Annotated in this window: 13 protein-coding genes; 4 read left to right on the top strand and 9 right to left on the bottom strand. The window is 72.6% G+C overall.

Features of this window, described 5'->3' with window-relative positions; genetic code table 11:
* Positions 1–170 precede the first annotated feature (170 nt).
* Positions 171–1,046 carry an SAM-dependent methyltransferase gene (locus ABZX65_RS29120; protein ID WP_355346377.1) on the top strand — a complete coding sequence of 292 codons (876 nt, stop codon included), beginning with the start codon at positions 171–173 and terminating at the stop codon, positions 1,044–1,046.
* 216 nt (positions 1,047–1,262) lie between these two features.
* Positions 1,263–1,769: a DUF402 domain-containing protein gene (locus ABZX65_RS29115; RefSeq protein WP_355346374.1), complete on the top strand. Its 507-nt coding sequence runs from the start codon at positions 1,263–1,265 to the stop codon at positions 1,767–1,769.
* Positions 1,770–1,833: 64 nt separating this feature from the next.
* Here the strand turns inward: ABZX65_RS29115 and ABZX65_RS29110 are convergent, their stop codons facing one another.
* From ABZX65_RS29110 to ABZX65_RS29085, 6 genes are all read right to left on the bottom strand, one after another.
* Positions 1,834–2,358, bottom strand: a complete 525-nt coding sequence (locus tag ABZX65_RS29110; RefSeq protein WP_355346371.1) for a GNAT family protein — start codon at positions 2,356–2,358, stop codon at positions 1,834–1,836.
* A gap of 72 nt (positions 2,359–2,430) precedes the next feature.
* A complete protein-coding gene (ffh, locus tag ABZX65_RS29105) occupies positions 2,431–3,999 on the bottom strand; it encodes a signal recognition particle protein (RefSeq protein WP_355346368.1) in 1,569 nt (522 codons plus the stop codon).
* Between the two features lie 135 nt (positions 4,000–4,134).
* Positions 4,135–6,570: a [protein-PII] uridylyltransferase gene (locus tag ABZX65_RS29100; protein ID WP_355346365.1), complete on the bottom strand. Its 2,436-nt coding sequence runs from the start codon at positions 6,568–6,570 to the stop codon at positions 4,135–4,137.
* A 70-nt stretch (positions 6,571–6,640) separates the two neighbouring features.
* Positions 6,641–6,979, bottom strand: a complete 339-nt coding sequence (locus ABZX65_RS29095; RefSeq protein WP_355346362.1) for a P-II family nitrogen regulator — start codon at positions 6,977–6,979, stop codon at positions 6,641–6,643.
* Positions 6,976–8,313: an ammonium transporter gene (locus ABZX65_RS29090; RefSeq protein ID WP_355346359.1), complete on the bottom strand. Its 1,338-nt coding sequence runs from the start codon at positions 8,311–8,313 to the stop codon at positions 6,976–6,978. The genes ABZX65_RS29095 and ABZX65_RS29090 overlap by 4 nt, the downstream gene beginning before the upstream one ends.
* Positions 8,314–8,686: 373 nt before the next feature.
* Positions 8,687–10,171, bottom strand: a complete 1,485-nt coding sequence (locus tag ABZX65_RS29085; RefSeq protein ID WP_355346356.1) for a hypothetical protein — start codon at positions 10,169–10,171, stop codon at positions 8,687–8,689.
* A 311-nt stretch (positions 10,172–10,482) separates the two neighbouring features.
* Between ABZX65_RS29085 and ABZX65_RS29080 the strand changes: the two genes are divergently transcribed.
* Positions 10,483–11,181 carry a bifunctional DNA primase/polymerase gene (locus ABZX65_RS29080; RefSeq protein WP_355346353.1) on the top strand — a complete coding sequence of 233 codons (699 nt, stop codon included), beginning with the start codon at positions 10,483–10,485 and terminating at the stop codon, positions 11,179–11,181.
* 161 nt (positions 11,182–11,342) lie between these two features.
* Here ABZX65_RS29080 and ftsY read toward each other — a convergent pair whose 3' ends face one another.
* Positions 11,343–12,551 carry a signal recognition particle-docking protein FtsY gene (gene ftsY / locus ABZX65_RS29075; RefSeq protein ID WP_355346350.1) on the bottom strand — a complete coding sequence of 403 codons (1,209 nt, stop codon included), beginning with the start codon at positions 12,549–12,551 and terminating at the stop codon, positions 11,343–11,345.
* 316 nt (positions 12,552–12,867) lie between these two features.
* Between ftsY and ABZX65_RS29070 the strand changes: the two genes are divergently transcribed.
* Positions 12,868–13,854 carry an LLM class flavin-dependent oxidoreductase gene (locus ABZX65_RS29070; protein ID WP_188281234.1) on the top strand — a complete coding sequence of 329 codons (987 nt, stop codon included), beginning with the start codon at positions 12,868–12,870 and terminating at the stop codon, positions 13,852–13,854.
* A gap of 72 nt (positions 13,855–13,926) precedes the next feature.
* Here the strand turns inward: ABZX65_RS29070 and ABZX65_RS29065 are convergent, their stop codons facing one another.
* Both ABZX65_RS29065 and ABZX65_RS29060 read right to left on the bottom strand, forming a co-directional pair.
* Positions 13,927–15,342, bottom strand: coding sequence for a sugar porter family MFS transporter (locus ABZX65_RS29065; protein WP_355346347.1), 1,416 nt, complete (start codon positions 15,340–15,342; stop codon positions 13,927–13,929).
* 108 nt (positions 15,343–15,450) lie between these two features.
* Positions 15,451–17,874 (bottom strand): AAA family ATPase (locus tag ABZX65_RS29060; RefSeq protein ID WP_355346344.1); only part of this gene is annotated, 2,424 nt, incomplete at its 5' end.

Here is a 17,874-nt window from a genome sequence, read left to right as displayed (position 1 = left end):
TCCGGTCGGCCCCGGGACCGGTGCGGCGCCTGGGCGGGTAGTTCCAAAAATGGGCACTCCGGACCCTGGACGGCGTCGGGATTCAGCAGTTGTCTGGCTTTCGGGGACGCAAGCGGCAGGTACGGCACCACGGGGGCAAAACGACGGCGCACATCTGATTGGGGCGGTCGATGGCTTCTACGCTCTATCGCGGAACCAGGTCCGACGCGGAGAGCAGGGCGCGGGACTGGGCGGAGATCCAGGAACGGATGCTCGTCCCGCTGTACGAGAGCGTGTACGACCGGCTGGAGGTCGGCGCGGACACCCGGTTACTGGGCCTCGGCTGCGGCGCGGGGCTCGCGCTGCTGCTGGCGGCGGACCGGGGCGCGGCCGTCACCGGCTTCGAGACGGACGAGCAGCGGCTGGCGCTGGCCCGCGAGCGGCTGCTTCCCGCGCATCCCTGGGGCGGACCGGCGCGCGCCCGGGGCAGGACGCGGCTGACGGCGGGTGTTCCGCACCGGCTCACCGGCGGCTTCGACCTGGTCACGGCCTTCGACCCGGCGGCTCCCGCGGCCGAGTTGCTGCCGTCGCTGTGCGCCGCCGCGGCCACGGCGGACCCGGACACCGCGATCGTCCTGGCGGGCTGGGGTCCGCCCGAGCGGTGCGCGACCTCGCGGGTCCTGCGGGTGGCGACCCGGCTGGCGGAGCCGCGCGGGCCCGCCGCCCGGGAGGTACGGCTCAGCGGCCGGGACGACCTGGAGAATCTGGCGCTCGCCGCGGGGCTGCGCCCTGACGGCTCGGGGCGGGTGTCCTGCCCCTTCGGCTACCCGGATCTGCCGAGCGCGGTGCGCGGTCTGCTCTCCACCGGGCTCTTCGACGCGGCGGTCGAGGCCACCGACCGGCAGCAGGTCGACAAGGAGATCGCCGAGGCGCTGCACCCGTACCGGCGGCCGGACGGCTCGGTGCGGATGGAGAACGTCTTCCGGTATCTGATCGTCCGCACGCCGGACGCGGGTGATCCCGGCGGAGACCGGCCCGGCGGGCAGGCCGCGCGGAGGCGGGCGTAGGTAAAATCTTGCCCCGCTCCGATAACGGGTCCGCGTCCGAACCCGCGCCGGCGTCGTATACGAAGAGGCGCACGCGGTCCGGCCGGCCCACCCGCCGAAACCGCGCGGGGCCATAGGAATCCGATGGTCCGCGGGTATCCGGTGGCTCGCGCAGAACCTGGCGGTCCGCGGAAATTCGGTGGCCCGCCCCGCCGCGCGTCGGACAGGGTCGGCGGCATGCCCGACACTCCCCCGCCGCTCCCGGCCGCCGCCCCGACCACGGTCCGTCTGACGAAGGCCGGCCGCGAGAAGCGCCGCTATCCCGCGACCGTGCTGCACGACGACGGCGTACGCGTGACCGTACGCGCCGACTGGGCGGCGCCCGAGGCCAGGGACTTCGGCTTCGTCCGCTTCGAGCCCGGCGACGTGTTCACCGAGACCTACTGGCGCGACCGCTGGTACGCCGTGAAGGAGGTGCGCGACGGGCGCGGCTGCCTCAAGGGCTGGTACTGCGACATCGCCAGGCCCGCGCTCGTGGCCGCCGACGGCCTCACCGTCGAGGATCTGGACCTCGACCTGTGGGTGTCCGCCGACGGCACGGCCGTACTGCGCCTGGACGAGGACGAGTTCGCGGCGAGCGGCCTGCCGGGCACCGACCCCGAGGCCGCGGGGCGGGCCGTCCGCGCGCTGGACGAACTGGAGGCGCTGGCACGGGCCGGAGGGCTGCGCGGGCTGCTGGCCTGAGCGCCGGGCCCAGCGACCGCACCCCCGCGGATACGGATACGGGTACGCGTACGGCGGCCGGTCGTCAGTCGGACGGCAGGCCCGGCCACTCCTCGGCGGTGAGCGCGAACCGCTCGTGGTCGCGCCACGCGTCGTTGATGAAGAGCATGCGCGGCGAGAAGCCCTCGTGGCGGAAACCGAGCCGCTTGGCCATCGCGACCGAACGGCTGTTGTCCGGCTGGACGTTGATCTCCAGGCGGTGCAGCCCGAGCCCGTTCGGATAGCTGGTGAAGCAGCGGTCCACCACCAGCCGCAGCCCCTCGCTCATCCGGCCGGTGCCGTTGTACGGCAGGTAACTGTCGTAGCCCAGCGCGGCGTTGCGGAAGCGGGCCCGCACGATGTTGGCGACATTGCACTTGCCGACCAGGCCGCCGTCCTCGTCGTTGAAGATGAGGAAGGTCCGCAGCTCGCCGCCCTGCTGCCGCAGCAGCTCGTGGAAGCCGTCCGGGTCCACCGGATTCCACGGTCTGAGGTGTTCCGCCGAGCGCAGCACCGCCGCGCGGTGGGCTTCGGCGTCTGCGGGCCTGGGCTCTCGAATGGAAACGCGCATGCGCCCATCATCGCCTCCCGTACGGCGTGCGCGCCTCCGGGATGCGCACGCCGCCGGGTCCCGTCGCCGGGCTCAGCCCATGAACTTCTTGAACTCGTCGGGCAGTTCGAAGTTCTCGCCGCCCGGGGGCAGACCGAACGGGCTGTCGCCCTCCTGCCCCTGGCCCTGCTGCTCGCGGCGGGCGGCGGCGGCCGCGGCCTCCGCCTTGCGCTTCATCGGGTTGCCCGACTGCCGCTTGCCCTTGGCCTGCTTCTGCTGCTTCTTCTGCCGGCCCGGACCGCCGCCCATGCCCGGCATCCCCGGCATCCCCGGCATTCCGGGCATGCCGCCGCCCTGGGCCATCCGCGACATCATCTTGCGCGCCTCGAAGAACCGCTCCACCAGGCCCTTGACCGCGCTGACCTCGACGCCGGAGCCCTTGGCGATACGGGCGCGGCGCGAGCCGTTGATGATGTGCGGGTCCTGCCGCTCGCCGGGCGTCATCGACTTGATGATCGCGGCGGTGCGGTCGACGTCCTTCTCGTCCAGATTGTTGATCTGGTCCTTGATCTGGCCCATGCCCGGCAGCATGCCGAGCAGCTTGGAGATGGAGCCCATCTTGCGGACCTGCTCCATCTGGGCCAGGAAGTCGTCGAGCGTGAAGTCCTTGCCGCCCTTGCTGCTCTGCAGCTTGGCGGCCATCTTCTCGGCCTCGGCCTGGCTGAAGGTCTGCTCGGCCTTCTCGATCAGCGACAGCATGTCGCCCATGCCCAGGATCCGGGAGGCCATCCGGTCCGGGTGGAACGCGTCGAAGTCGTCCAGCTTCTCGCCGTTCGACGCGAACATGATCTGCTTGCCGGTGACGTGCGCGATCGACAGCGCGGCGCCGCCTCGGGCGTCGCCGTCCAGCTTGGACAGCACCACGCCGTCGAAGCCGACGCCGTCGCGGAACGCCTCCGCGGTGTTGACCGCGTCCTGGCCGATCATCGCGTCGACGACGAAGAGGATCTCGTCGGGGCGTACGGCGTCGCGGATGTCCGCGGCCTGCCGCATCAGCTCCTCGTCGACACCGAGGCGGCCCGCGGTGTCGATCACGACGATGTCGTACTGCTGGGTCTTCGCGAACTCGATGGAGTCCCCGGCGACCTTGACGGGGTCGCCCACCCCGTTGCCCGGCTCGGGCGCGTAGACGGCGACGCCCGCGCGCTCGGCGACGACGCTGAGCTGGTTGACGGCGTTGGGGCGCTGGAGGTCGCAGGCGACCAGCAGCGGGGTGTGTCCCTGGCCCTGGAGCCACTTGCCGAGCTTTCCTGCGAGCGTCGTCTTACCGGCGCCCTGGAGGCCCGCGAGCATGATCACGGTCGGCGGCTGCTTGGCGAACCTCAGGCGGCGGGTCTCGCCGCCGAGGATGCCGACCAGTTCCTCGTTGACGATCTTGACGATCTGCTGCGCGGGATTGAGCGCCTTGGAGACCTCCGCGCCCAGGGCGCGCTCCTTGACGTTCGCGATGAAGGAGCGCACCGCGGGGAGGGCGACGTCGGCTTCGAGCAGCGCGATCCGGATCTCGCGCGCGGTGGCATCGATATCCGCCTCGGACAGACGGCCTTTGCCCCGGAGGTTTTTGAAGGTTGCTGCAAGGCGGTCGGAGAGGGTATCGAACACGTCGGTCGTGGATCCTCGCGTCGGGGGTGGGCGGTGGTCGTCCTCAAGGGTACTTGGCCGACCCCCGTTCGGTTCGCCCCGGATTCATTGTCGCCGCCGCGACCGCGATTCATCGCCGCCGCCGCGACCGCCCCGTCACCGCAGCGCCTTCTCGACCTGGCGGGCCACCTCGGCCGCGCGGGCGGGCGGCAGCGGCTCGCCGTCCTTGCCGACGACGTAGAAGGCGTCGACCGCGTTCGCGCCCAGGGTGGAGATGCGCGCGGAGCGGACGGTGACGGCGGTGGCGGTCAGGGCGAGGCCGATGCGGTGCAGCAGGCCGGGGGCGTCGTGGGCGCGGACTTCGAGGACGGTGGCGGTCTGCGAGGTGCCGCCGGGGGCGACGCTGACGCGGGGCGGCGGCGGGGTGATGCCGCGCCGCCGCGGATAGGCGGCCTCCCGCTCGGCGAGCCTGGCCTCGATGTCCAGGGTGCCCTCGACGGCGCGGGCGAGGTCGGCGCGGAGCCTGGCGGCCTCGGGCAGCGCGCCGTACTCGGCGGAGACCCGCCAGGTCAGCAGCGCGATCGGGCCCTCGCCGAGGGGGTCGACGGCGCGCAGGTCGGCGGCCCTGACGGTGAGCCGGTGCAGGGCGAGGACGCCCGCGGCCTGGGCGACCAGGCCGGGCCGGTCGGGGACGGCGAGGACGAGTTCCACGCCCAGCGCCTCGTCCTGGGCGTCGCCCTCGGCCTCGGGCTCGGTGTGGGCGTGCAGCGCCAGCACCGGGCCGCCGGTGCGGGCGGCCTCGATGACCAGGCGTTCCTCCTCGGCGGTGGGCTCACGGTCGGCGACCTGCGGCAGCGCTCCGCTGTCGAGCGCCCCGGCGACCCGGTCGACCAGGTCGGCCAGGAGCGAGGCCCGCCAGGTGCTCCAGGCGGCGGGCCCGGTGGCCAGCGCGTCGGCCTCGGTGAGGGCGGCGAGCAGTTCCAGCGTGGAGGTGTCCCGTACGGTCTCGGCGACCGACCGGATGGTCTCGGGGTCGTCGAGGTCGCGGCGGGTCGCGGTGTCGATGAGCAGCAGGTGGTGGCGGACCAGCAGGGCGAGGGTGTCGACGTCGGCCTCGTGGAAGCCGATCCGGGTGGCGACGTCGCGGGCGATGACCTCGCCCGCCTCGCTGTGGTCGCCGGGCCAGCCCTTGCCGATGTCGTGCAGCAGCGCGGCGGTCAGCAGCAGGTCGGGGCGGCCGACGCGGCGGGTCAGCTCGGCGGCCTGCACGGCGGTCTCCACCAGGTGCCGGTCGACGGTGAAGCGGTGCACGGCGTTGCGCTGCGGGCGGCAGCGGACCCGCTCCCAGTCGGGCAGGAGCCGGGTGATCAGCCCTTCGGCCTCCAGCGCCTCCCAGACCTGGACGGTGGACTCACCGGCGCCCAGCAGCGTCACGAGCTGTTCGCGGGCCTCCCCCGGCCACGGCACGGGCAGCGGCTTGGCCGACGCGGCGAGCCTGCGGACGGCGTGCAGCGACAGCGGCAGCCCGGCCTGGGCCGCGGCCGCCGCGGCGCGCAGCGCCAGGACGGGGTCGCGGTCGGGTCTGGCGGCCAGCGCCAGCACGGCCTCGCCCTCCTGCTCCACGACGCCGTCGGCCAGCGGTACGCGCTCGGGGGTGTGGACGGCGGCGGGGGTCGTACGGCCGCGGCCGAGCAGTCCGCGGCGGCGGGGGCGCTGCTGGCGTGAGCGCAGGACGCGGCCGACCTCGCGCCAGGTGACGTCGGAGGCGTACGCGATCCGCCGGGCGGCCTCGTAGACCTGGCGCAGCAGCGCGTCGGCGTCGAGCAGGCCGAGCGCGTCGGCGACCTGGTCCTGCTCCTGGAGGGCGAGCCGGTCGGTGGCGCGGCCGGTGGCCAGGTGCAGGGCGTCGCGGGTGTCCAGCAGGGTGGTGCGGGCCTCTTCGAGGCCCTCGCGGGGCGCGTCGGCGAGCCAGGAGGCGGCGACGGCCCGCAGGGCGGTGGCGTCGCGCAGGCCGCCGCGGGCCTCCTTGAGGTCGGGTTCCAGCAGGTACGACAGCTCGCCCTGGCGTTCGGCGCGCTCCTGGCACATCTCGTGCAGCGCGGGCAGCCGCTTGGGCGCCTGATTGCGCCAGTCGGCCAGGACGCTGCTGCGCAGGGCCGCGGTGAGCGCGGAGTCGCCCGCGATGTGCCGGGCGTCGAGCAGGCCGAGCTGGACCTTGAGGTCCTCCCCTGCGGTCTGCCGGGCCTCCGCCGGGGTGCGTACCGAGTGGTCCAGGGCCAGGCCGAGGTCCCAGACCGGGTACCAGATGCGGTCGGCGAGGGCCGCGACGGTCTTCTGCGAGTCGTGCAGCAGCACCAGGTCGAGGTCGCTGCGCGGTGACAGCTCGCCGCGCCCGTAGCCGCCGACGGCCAGCAGGGCGAAGCCCGTGGTGCCGGTGGCCGCCGCGGCCTCGGTGGCGAGCTGCGCGAGCCACTGGTCGGTGAGGGCGGCCAGGGCCGCACGGCGCGGCGGCCCGGACCGCGCCTCCTCGTTGAGGAGACGCAGCCGGGCCGCCGCGTAACTGCTGTCCTGCGCTTCGACGCTGTCGGTCACTCGTTCTCCACGCTGGGGGCCAATGGTGTGGTCCTGATGCCCCTCCCGGCGAACACCGCCGGTCACGGCACTAAAGCGCGTCGGGGCCGCGCTCGCCGGTGCGGACCCTGACGGCCGTGTCGACCGGCAGACTCCACACCTTGCCGTCACCGATCTTGCCGGTTCTGGCCGCTTTCACGATCACTTCGATGAGCTGTTCGGCGTCCGCGTCCTCCGCCAGTACCTCTATGCGGATCTTCGGCACCAGGTCGACGGTGTACTCCGCGCCCCGGTAGACCTCGGTGTGTCCACGCTGCCGACCGTAGCCGCTGGCCTCGGTGACCGTGAGGCCGTGGACGCCGAACGCCTGGAGTGCTTCCTTGATCTCGTCGAGCCGGTGGGGCTTCACGACGGCGGTGATGAGCTTCACGCGTCCACCTTCTTGCTGGAGGCGTCCGCCTCGCTGTTCGCACCGGGCACGGGGACGGAGGACCGGCCGCCGACACCCGCGAAGTCGTACGCGGTCTCGGCGTGCAGGACCTGGTCGACGCCGGTGACCTCTTCGTCATCGGTGACCCGGAAGCCCATGGTGACATCGATGAGCTTGGCGAGGATCGTGGCGCACACCAGGGAGTAGCCGAGGACCGCGCCGACACCGATGAACTGGAGGCCGAGCTGGTGCCAGCCGCCCCCGTAGAAGACGCCCTTGGCGGTCTGGCCGACGCCGCCGGTGGCGAAGAAGCCGATGAGCAGGGAGCCGACGATGCCGCCGACCATGTGGACGCCGACGACGTCGAGCGAGTCGTCGTAGTTGAAGCGGTACTTCAGGCCGACGGCCGCGGCGCAGGCGACACCGGCGATCAGACCGACGGCGATGGCGCCGAGCGGGGAGACCGAGCCGCAGGCCGGGGTGATGGCGACCAGACCGGAGACCGCGCCGGACGCGGCGCCCAGGGTGGTGAAGGAGCCGTGCCTGATCCGCTCGTAGATCAGCCAGCCGAGCATCGCGGCGGCGGTGGCGACCTGGGTGTTGGTGAAGGCCACGGCGGCGACGCCGTCGGAACCGAGCCAGGAGCCCGCGTTGAAGCCGAACCAGCCGAACCACAGCAGGCCGCAGCCGAGCATGACCAGCGGGAGGCTGTGCGGGCGCATCGGGTCCTTCTTGAACCCGTTGCGCTTGCCGATCACGAGGATGACTCCGAGGGCCGCGGCGCCGGCGTTGATGTGCACCGCGGTACCACCGGCGAAGTCGATGACACCCTTCTTGAACAGCCAGCCGTCGGAGGCCCACACCCAGTGCGCGACCGGGAAGTAGACGACCGTGGCCCACAGGGTGATGAACAGCGCCCAGGCGGTGAACTTGACGCGGTCGGCGAGGGCGCCGCTGATCAGCGCCGGGGTGATGATCGCGAACATGAGCTGGAAGACGGCGAAGACATAGACCGGGATGCCGTATCCGGGCCAGAGCTCCGAGATACCGATACCGCGCATGCCCAGCCAGTCGGTGCCGCCCATGAAGCCGCTACCGCTGTCGAAGGCGAAACTGAATCCGTACAGCGTCCAGAGAATGGTGATGATGCCCAGACTGATAAAACTCATCATCAACATGTTCAGGGCGCTCTTGACGCGCACCATGCCGCCGTAGAAGAAGGCGAGACCTGGGGTCATCACCATCACTAGGGCGGCGCTGATCAGCATGAACGCCGTACTTCCGGTATCGAGCTTGGGCGCATCCGCGGCCAGCGTGATGATGGCTGGTGCCATCGGCGTCTCCTCGTCATCCGAACGGCCCGTGCGGGCGGTGCAAGGGTTGGGCCGGTTTTCGCCAAGAGATTCGCTCAGGCGGGTTTCCGACGATGCCGCACGGTGTTTCGGCGCCGTGACGAAGAAGTCGCGCGTGTTACGTGAAGGTGAACCGGCCGTACGTGACCGGAAGGCTGTATACGCGTGTGACGTGGGATGGGATACGAAGCGGATACGGACCGGCCACGAGTCGGGGAAGCCGGTCGGATACCCGTCGGTATACGGGACGGCCGGGACAGGCGTGACAGTAATGCCGCGTTACGCGGAGGGCCGAGCCACAGCGGACGCGGCGGCGTTCACGCGGGCGCGTTGACGTTTACGGACGCGGTGACGGTCACGCGGACGCGGCGACTTCCGGGAGTTCCGCCGAGAGCCGGTCGGAGAGCGCGACGACCTCGGCGACATCGCCGTAGTCGCGTACCGCGGACTGGGTGGTCTTGCGGATACGGGTGTTGACGCGCTCGGAGCGGACCCGCTTGGCGACGGTGATGGCGTGCTCGGTGAAGTGCGCGGCCTGCTCGGGGTTCTGCTGGAGCAGGTGCACGGTGGCCATGCCCACCAGATTGAGCGCGTACGCGCGTTGGTGCACCGGGTCGTCGCTGAACAGCTCGACGGCGCGCTCCATGACGGGGTGCGCGAGGGAGGCGTACGTGGGGCTGCGGCCCGCGATGTAGGCGAGGTCGCGGTAGGAGTGCGCGTTTTCCGCGTTCAGTTCGGCCTCGTTGAAGAAGCTGATCCAGGACGGGTCCTCGGCCGGGCGGGAGTCGCTCCAGGTGTCCTCGGCCATCCGGACGGCGCGGTGGCACTTGTTGACCTGGCCCATGTTGGCGTACGCGCGGGCCTCCAGCGAGTGCAGCATCGCCTGGGTGGTGGCGGTGGCCGAATCCCGACTGCCGTACTGCGCGAGGTGGATGAGCTCCAGGGCGTCGTCCGGCCGGTCCAGGTGGATCATCTGACGGCTCATCGAGGACAGGATGAAGGCGCCGAGCGGCCGGTCGCCCGCTTCCTTGGCCGCGTGCAGCGCGAGGACCAGGTACTTCTGGGCGGTGGGCTGGAGTCCGACGTCGTAGCTCATCCATCCGGCGAGCGCGGCGAGGTCGGCGGTGATCCGGTACAGCCTGCGGGCCACGGCCTCGGGCTGCGGTTCCTGGAGCAGGTCGGTGACCTCGTGGAGCTGGCCGACGACGGCTTTGCGGCGCAGGCCGCCGCCGCACTGATTGTCCCACTCGCGGAACATCACGGTGGTGGACTCCAGGAGCTGCAACTCCTGTTCCGACAGCCGCGAGGGGCGTCCCGCGGTGTCGCGGGGCGCGGTGAGCAGCGGGCCGTCGGCCCCCGATGGGCCCTGCGGGCCGCCGGCGGCGGAGCCGGTGGGCACCAGCCAGCGCTGCATGGGCTCGATGAGCGCGGGGCCCGCGGACAGCGCGAGCGAGGCGCCGAGGAAGCCGCGGCGGCCGAGCATCAGGTCGCTGCGGGAGAACTCGTTGATCAACTGGACGGTCTGCGGGCCCGCCCACGGCAGGTCGACGTCGCCGCCCGCGGCGGGCTGGTGCGCGGAGCGCAGCCCCAGGTCCTCGACGGGCACCACGCAGCCGAAGCGCTCGGAGAACAGCTCGGACAGGATGCGCGGGATGGGCTCGCGGGGCTGCTCGCCGTCGAGCCAGCGGCGCACGCGTGAGGTGTCGGTGCTGACGTGGTGGGCGCCCAACTGGCGTGCCCTGCGGTTCACCTGACGGGCCAGCTCGCCCTTGGACCAGCCGCTGCGCACGAACCAGGAGGTCAACTGCGCGTTGGGCTGCTTCTCTTGTGTGCCGCCCACGGTCAAGCCCCCATCCGAACTAGCTCAACCCTTTGGATACCAGGGCTGGTTGAGTCCTGTCGACACCGCACGCACCGCCGTAGGCATGCCTGCGGCACAACCGAGCAGGCGTGCGGACGGCCCTCGTCGGCCTACGAACCGAAAGTAATCCTACGATCACCCGTCCGCGACCGTTGTTGCGGAAACGCCACCATTCGCCACCCCTTCGAATGAACTCGACTATGGCGACAGGCGATTCACTTGACACATGCCGGTCGGACGAGGTCAGGCGGGTGCGTAACCATCGGGCGCGGCGATCCGTTGGAGGTGTCATGGTGTTCACGATCGGCAGCATGCGGGAGATCCGGCAGCAGCGGACCGGAGGGCGGTCCGGGGTTCGGCCCGGCGCGCGCCGGCGAACGCGCGCCGCCGTGTGCACCACTGTCGCGGAGTACACGGGGTTGTGCGGCTGGGCCGTGGTGCCCGGCGCGCGGGCCTCGCGCGGCGGCGGTTCGTGCTCGTGCGGCGCGGACGACTGCAAGGAGCCGGGCGCGCATCCGCTGCCCTTCGCCGACGAGATCCCTGCGGGCACCACGCTTGAGCGGGCCGCCCATGCCTGGTCACAGGTGCCGGGGGCCGCGGTGCTGCTGCCCGCGGGGCGGTCCTTCGACGTGCTCGACGTGGCCGAGGCGTCCGGGCGCCGGGCGTTGGTACGGCTGGAGCGGATGGGACTGCGGCTCGGTCCGGTCCTGCTGACGCCGACGGGGCGCGCGCAGTTCTTCGTCGCGCCGGGCGCCGCCGCCGAGCTGCCGCACCTGCTCTACCGGATGGGCTGGGACGACGCGCGCCTCGACCTGCGCTGCCTGGGCCCCGGCGACCACGTGACGGCTCCCCCGTCCGACCTCGGCGGCCACGGCCCGGTCCGCTGGCTGCGCGAGCCGGTCCTCGACTCGGCCGCCCAGCCCCCCGAGGCCCGCCTCCTGCTCGGCACTCTGGCGTACGTCAGCCACCGCGACAGCGCCTTCGCCTGAGCCCTGCCGTCCCGCTCGGCGCTTGCCGCTCGCTCCTCGCCGCCCGCCGCCCGCCGCCCGCCGCCTGCCGCCTGCCGCCTGCCGCCTGCCGTACACAACCAGGTACGAGTAAGGGACGCCCACCTGGGTGAGCGCCCCTTACCGCAGCCGTACGACAGGCCCTAGTCCCCGATGAGCGCGTCCACGAAGGCGCCCGGCTCGAACGGGGCCAGGTCGTCGGCGCCCTCGCCGAGGCCGATGAGCTTGACCGGGACGCCCAGCTCGCGCTGGACGGCGACGACGATGCCGCCCTTGGCGGTGCCGTCGAGCTTGGTGAGGACGATGCCGGTGATGTCGACGACCTCGGCGAAGACGCGGGCCTGGACGAGGCCGTTCTGGCCGGTGGTGGCGTCGAGGACGAGCAGCACCTCGTCGACCGGGCCGTGCTTCTCCACGACGCGCTTGACCTTGCCCAGCTCGTCCATCAGGCCGGTCTTGGTGTGCAGGCGGCCCGCGGTGTCGATGAGCACCGCGTCGGCGCCCTCGGCGATGCCTTCCTTGACCGCGTCGAAGGCGATGGAGGCGGGGTCGCCGCCCTCGGGGCCGCGTACCGTACGCGCCCCGACGCGCTCGCCCCAGGTCTGGAGCTGGTCGGCGGCGGCGGCGCGGAAGGTGTCGGCCGCGCCGAGCACGACGCTGTGGCCGTCGGCGACCAGCACGCGGGCGAGCTTGCCCGTGGTGGTGGTCTTGCCGGTGCCGTTGACGCCGACGACCATCAGGACGGCCGGGGACGTCTCGTGGCTCTCGGTGCGCAGGGTGCGGTCCAGCTCCGGGTCGAGGAGCGTGATCAGCTCCTCGCGGAGCAGCCCGCGCAGCTCGTCCGGGGTCCGGGTGCCGAGCACCCGCACGCGGGTGCGCAGCCGCTCCACCAGTTCCTGGGTGGGCGCGACGCCGACGTCCGCGGTGAGCAGGATCTCTTCGATCTCCTCCCACGTGTCCTCGTCGAGGCGTTCGCGGGAGAGCAGCGTGAGCAGGCCCTTGCCCAGCGAGTTCTGCGAGCGCGACAGGCGTGAGCGCAGCCGGACGAGGCGTCCCGCCGTGGGCTCCGGCTGTTCGAGCACCGGCGCCTGGGGGACCTGCACCTCCTCCACCGCGTCGGGCGCGGCGGTCGCGCCGGGCAGGGCGACCTCTTCGATGGTCCTGCGGGGCTCCTCCCGCGGGGCCTCGGCCTCGTCACCGACGTGCGGTTCCGCGGGAGGCGCGGTGACGGACGGGCTGCTCGGCGGCGTCGGCGGGAGCTGCCGCTTCTTGCGGCGGCTGCCGACGACCAGTCCACCGGCGCCGAGGATCACGACCAGGGCGATGACTACGGCAAGGACGACGATTTCCATGGTTTCTTTCGGAGCCTTTCACCAGGTCAGGGCGTGTGCATGCTAGCCCACCGACGCTCGGGACCACCGAGGCGTCACGGCTCGGTCAGGCACACGCGCACGTCAACCGTACGGGAAACCCCTCGCCCGCCCAGGACCCGCGCCCGTATCCGCGCCGCGCGGGCGGCGCGCGGGCGGCGAGCGAGCGGCGAGCGAGCGGCGGACCGCGGCCTTCCCGGCCCGCCCCAGCCGTCCCCGGACCGTCGCGGCCCTGTGAATCTGACGCTGCGTCAGCTAATCTCCGGTCGCCCGCATCCGGCGAAGGGGGCCGTCCGCCATGACCGTGACCGTCGTGCGCATGAATCTGATCGATCCGGGGGCCGAGCCGAAGGCACTCGGCGCACGGTACCGGGCGGCCCTGGAGATGGCCAGGTACGCCGACGAGCACGGCGTCACCACCGTGCAGACCGAGGAGCACCACGGCGCGGAGAACAACTGGCTCTCGGCGCCGCTGGCCTTCGCGGGAGCCGTGCTCGGCGCCACCAGCCGGATCTCGGTGACGGTGTCCGCGCTGATCGGGCCGCTGCACGACCCGCTGCGGCTGGCGGAGGACCTGGCCGTACTGGACCTGGTCAGCGGCGGGCGGCTGGTCACGGTGGCCGGGATCGGCTACCGCCCGGAGGAGTACGCGGCCTTCGGCCAGGACTGGCACCGGCGCGGCGCCCTCCAGGACGAGGTGCTCGACACGCTGATCGCGGCCTGGACCGGCGAGCCCTTCGACTACCGCGGCCGTACCGTACGCGTCACGCCCCGTCCGTACTCCCGGCCGCATCCGCCGCTGCTGATCGGCGGCAGCTCACGGGCCGCGGCCCGCAGGGCGGCCCGGCTCGGCCTGCCGTTCTTCCCCAGCGCGCACCTGCCGGAGCTGGCGGCGTACTACGAGGAGCGGCTGGCCGCGTACGGCACGGAGGGCTGGTGCCTGATGCCCCCTGCCGACGTGCCGCTGCTGCACATCGCGGAGGACCCGGACCGGGCCTGGGCCGAGTACGGCGGGCACCTGCTGCACGAGGCGCGTACCTACGCGTCCTGGCAGTCGGGCGACATCCACTCGGCGGTCCGCTCGGCCGCGTCGGGAGTGGCGGAGCTGCGCGCGGAGGGCGTCTACCGGATCGTCACACCGGCGCAGTGCGTCGCCCTCGCCGAGGCGGGCGGTGACCAGGCGAGCCTGGTGCTGCACCCGCTGTGCGGGGGCATGCCCGTCGACGAGGGCTGGCGGAGCCTGCGGCTGCTCGCGGAGCAGGTGCTCCCCAAGCTCGCCGCGTAGCCTCCGGGGCCCGCGGCCCGGCACCCGGCACCCGGCACCCGGCACCCGGCACCCGGCGAGCTTGGCGCCCGGCTATCCCATCTCCTCCAGCGTCTTGCCCTTCGTCTCCTTCACGAACACCAGCACGAACGGGATGGAGAGCGTCGCGAAGCACGCGTAGATGACGTACGTGCCCGACAGATTCCAGTCCGCCAGGCTCGGGAAACTCGCGGTGATGGCCCAGTTGGCGATCCACTGCGCGGAGGCGGCGACGCCGAGCGCCGCGGCCCGGATCTTGTTGGGGAACATCTCGCCGAGGAAGACCCAGACGATGACGCCCCACGACAGGGCGAAGAAGAGCACGAAGCAGTGGGCGGCGATCAGGGCGACCGTGCCCTCGGTGTTCGGCAGGGTGGCACCGGACTTGGACGAGAAGGCCCACGCCTCCAGGGCGAGCGCGACGGCCATGCCGGTGGAGCCGATCAGCGCCAGCGGCTTGCGGCCGATCCGGTCCACGAAGATCATCGCGATCACCGTGCCGATGATGTTCACGATCGACGTGGTGAAGGAGTAGAAGAACGAGCTGCTGGGGTTGATGCCGACCGACTGCCAGAGCGTGGACGAGTAGTAGAAGGCCACGTTGATGCCGACGAGCTGCTGGAAGACCGACAGGCCGATACCGATCCAGACGATCGGCAGGAAACCGCCGCGGGAGCCGAGCAGGTCCTTGAAGGTCGACTTGTGCTCGCGCCGCATGGCGGTCTCGATCTCGGCGACACGGGCGTCCAGGTCGGTGTCCGAGCCCTCGACATCGGCGAGTACGGCCTTGGCGTCCTGCTCGCGCCCCACGGAGATCAGGAAGCGCGGCGATTCGGGGATCGCGAACGACAGCAGCCCGTAGACCACCGCGGGGATGACCATCACACCGAGCATGACCTGCCACGCCTCCAGGCCGACGATGTGGCCGCGCTGGTCGCCGTGGGCGCCCTTGAGGATGGCGTAGTTGACGAGCTGTGAGACCGCGATGCCGAGCACGATGGCGGCCTGCTGGAACGAGGCGAGCCTGCCGCGGTAGGCGGGCGGCGAGACCTCGGCGATGTAGGCCGGGCCGATGACCGAGGCCATGCCGATCGCGAAGCCGCCGATGATCCGCCACAGGGCCAGGTCCCACAGCGCGAAGGGCAGTGCCGAGCCGACGGCGCTGACGGTGAACATGACGGCGGCGATCTGCATGCAGCGGATACGGCCGATCCGGTCGGCGATCCGGCCCGCGGTCGCGGCGCCGATGGCACAGCCGATCAGGGCGATGGCGATGACCTGGGCGAGCGTGCCGGAGCCGATGTTGTACTTGTCACGGATGGCCTCGACGGCGCCGTTGATGACGGAGCTGTCGTAGCCGAAGAGAAAGCCGCCCATGGCGGCGGCGGCCGTGATGAAGATGATGTGGCCGATGTGCTCCGGCAGCGGGTTGTGATCTGCCGAGGCGGAGGCTCGTGCGGTGCTGGTCAAGATGGCTCCTCGGGCTCGGCGGTGAGCCCTCACATGAGGGTCTGGATCTTCGAGTGTCAGCCGACGCGTCGGTCACCACCACTCGGGAACCGGGCCTGACCCGGAGCCCTACGCGGCCGGCTGCTTGCCGTTCCGCAGCCGTTGGCTGATCACCTTGGAGACACCGTCGCCCTGCATCGATACGCCGTACAGGGCATCGGCGACCTCCATCGTCCGCTTCTGGTGCGTGATCACGATGAGCTGCGAGCTCTCCTGAAGCTCCTCCATGATCCGGATGAGCCGCTGGAGATTGGTGTCGTCCAGCGCGGCCTCGACCTCGTCCATCACATAGAACGGACTCGGCCGTGCCTTGAAGATCGACACCAGCATCGCCACCGCGGTCAGCGAGCGCTCACCGCCCGACAGGAGCGACAACCGCTTGACCTTCTTCCCGGGCGGACGCGCCTCAACCTCCACACCTGTGGTCAGCATGTTGTCCGGGTCGGTGAGCAGCAGCCGACCCTCCCCACCTGGGAAAAGCCGCGAGAAGACACCCTCGAACTCGCGGGCGGTGTCATGGAAGGCGGCGGTGAAGACCTGCTCCACCCGCTCGTCCACGTCCTTGATCACCTGGAGCAGGTCGGCCCGCGTCCTGCGCAGGTCCTCCAGCTGCTCGGTGAGGAATTTGTGCCGCTCCTCCAGCGCCGCGAACTCCTCAAGCGCCAGCGGGTTGACCTTGCCGAGCTGCGCGTACGCCTTCTCCGCCGCCTTCAGCCGCTTCTCCTGCTCGGGGCGGTGGTACGGGCGCAACTGGTTGCGCGGGTCCTCCGGGTCCTCGGGCAGGATCTCGCCCTCGGCGGGCGGCGACGGCGGCACGAGCTGGTCGGGGCCGTACTCCGCGACGAGCCCCGCGGGCTCCATGCCGTGCTCCTCCAGCGCCTTGGCCTCCAGCTGCTCGATCCGCATGCGCTTCTCCGCGCCCAGCACCTCGCCCTTGTGGACGTCGCCGGTCAGCCGGTCCAGCTCGCTCTTCAAGTCCCGGCCACGCCGCCGCTCCTGGCCCAGCTCCGCCTCGCGCTCCGCCCTCGCCTGCTCGGCGGCGGCCCGCTCCTCCTCGGCGCGGCCCAGCGAGATCTGGACGCAGTCCAGCAGCGCCCGGGCGCCCTCCACCACGGCCGCCGCGACGGACGCCTCGTAGGCGAGCCGGGCCCTGCGCTGCTGGGCGCGGGCCCGGGTCTCGCGCTCGGCGCGCGCCGCCCGGTCCAGGCCGTCGGCCCGGCCCGCCAGGCCCTTGACCCGCTCCTCGTGCGTACGGACCTGGAGCCGCGCCTCCATCTCGGTCTGCCGGGCGTTCGCGCCGTCGGCGGACAGCCGGTCCCGTACGGAGGTGTCCGGCTCCTCCTCGCCGGGCTCCTCCTCGGCCTCGCTCAGCCGGTACGACAGCTCCTCGAACTCCTCGCGGGCCGCCGCCAGCGCCTCCTCGGAGCGGCCCACGGCCGCGGCGGCCCGGTCCGCCTCCCCCGCCGCCGCCCTAGCCTGGCCGCCGAACCGGCCCAGCTGCTGCGCGACCGACGACTTCTCCTTCTCCGCCGCGCGGCGCAGCTGCGTCAGCGCCTCGACCTCGCGCGTCGCCACCGCCCGGCGCTCCTTGGCGTCCTGCTGCTCGGCCGCCAGGGCCGCACAGCGCGCGTCGAGCTGTTCCAGCTCGGCCGTCGCCTCGTCCACCTGCGCCTGCACTTCCAGCAGGCTGGGCGCCTTCGCCGAGCCGCCCTGCGCGAGATGCGCGGACAGCACATCGCCCTCCGCGGTCACCGCGGTCAGCTCGGGACGCCGTCCGACCAGCGCCTCGGCCTCCTCCAGCGACTCCACGACGACGATCCCGTCCAGCAGCCGCCGCACCGCGGGCAGCAGCTCCCCGTCCGCGGCGACCAGTTCCACGGCCCACCGCGCCTGCCCGGGCAGCCCTGCGGCCTCCGGCCTCGGACCCGGCACACCGGCGCCCGCCGTCGCCGCCGGACGACCCCCGTCACCGGCCCCGGCGGAGCCGCCGCCCGCCTGCCCCGGCAGCGCGGCACGCCGCCCGCCCGCTTCGGCCGCGTCCGGCCCCGGGTCGCCGGAAACGCCCGCGTCTGCCGGGCCCGGGCCCGACCCGCCGGACCCCGCGCCGCCCCCGGAAACGCCCCCGCTCGCGAGACTCTGACCGTCCCCGTCGGCCGCGTCGCGCGCGGCCTCCGTCGGCGGGCGGTGGTCGCGGGCGACGACGGGCTCGGCGGCCGGGGCCGCGAGGAGGAGGGCCGCGCGGCCCGCGTCCTCTTTGCGGAGCAGGCGCAGCGCGTCCGCGGCGGCGGAGGGGCCGGTGACCGCGACGGCGTCGGCGGCGGCGCCGAGCGCGGCGGCGAGCGGGATCTCGTAGCCGGGGGTGACGCGGAGCAGCGCGGCGGCCGAGCCCAGGATGCCGGGCAGGGCGTCGCGCCCCTCGCCCGCGCTGAGCAGCGCGCCGGTGCCGTCCTTGCGGCGGAGCGACGGCGCGAGCGCGTCCCGGCGGGCGGCGAC

It is taken from the genome of Streptomyces sp. NPDC003300, from assembly GCF_040610915.1.
GTDB lineage: Bacteria > Actinomycetota > Actinomycetes > Streptomycetales > Streptomycetaceae > Actinacidiphila.
This window is presented reverse-complemented; position numbering and strand designations above follow the sequence as displayed.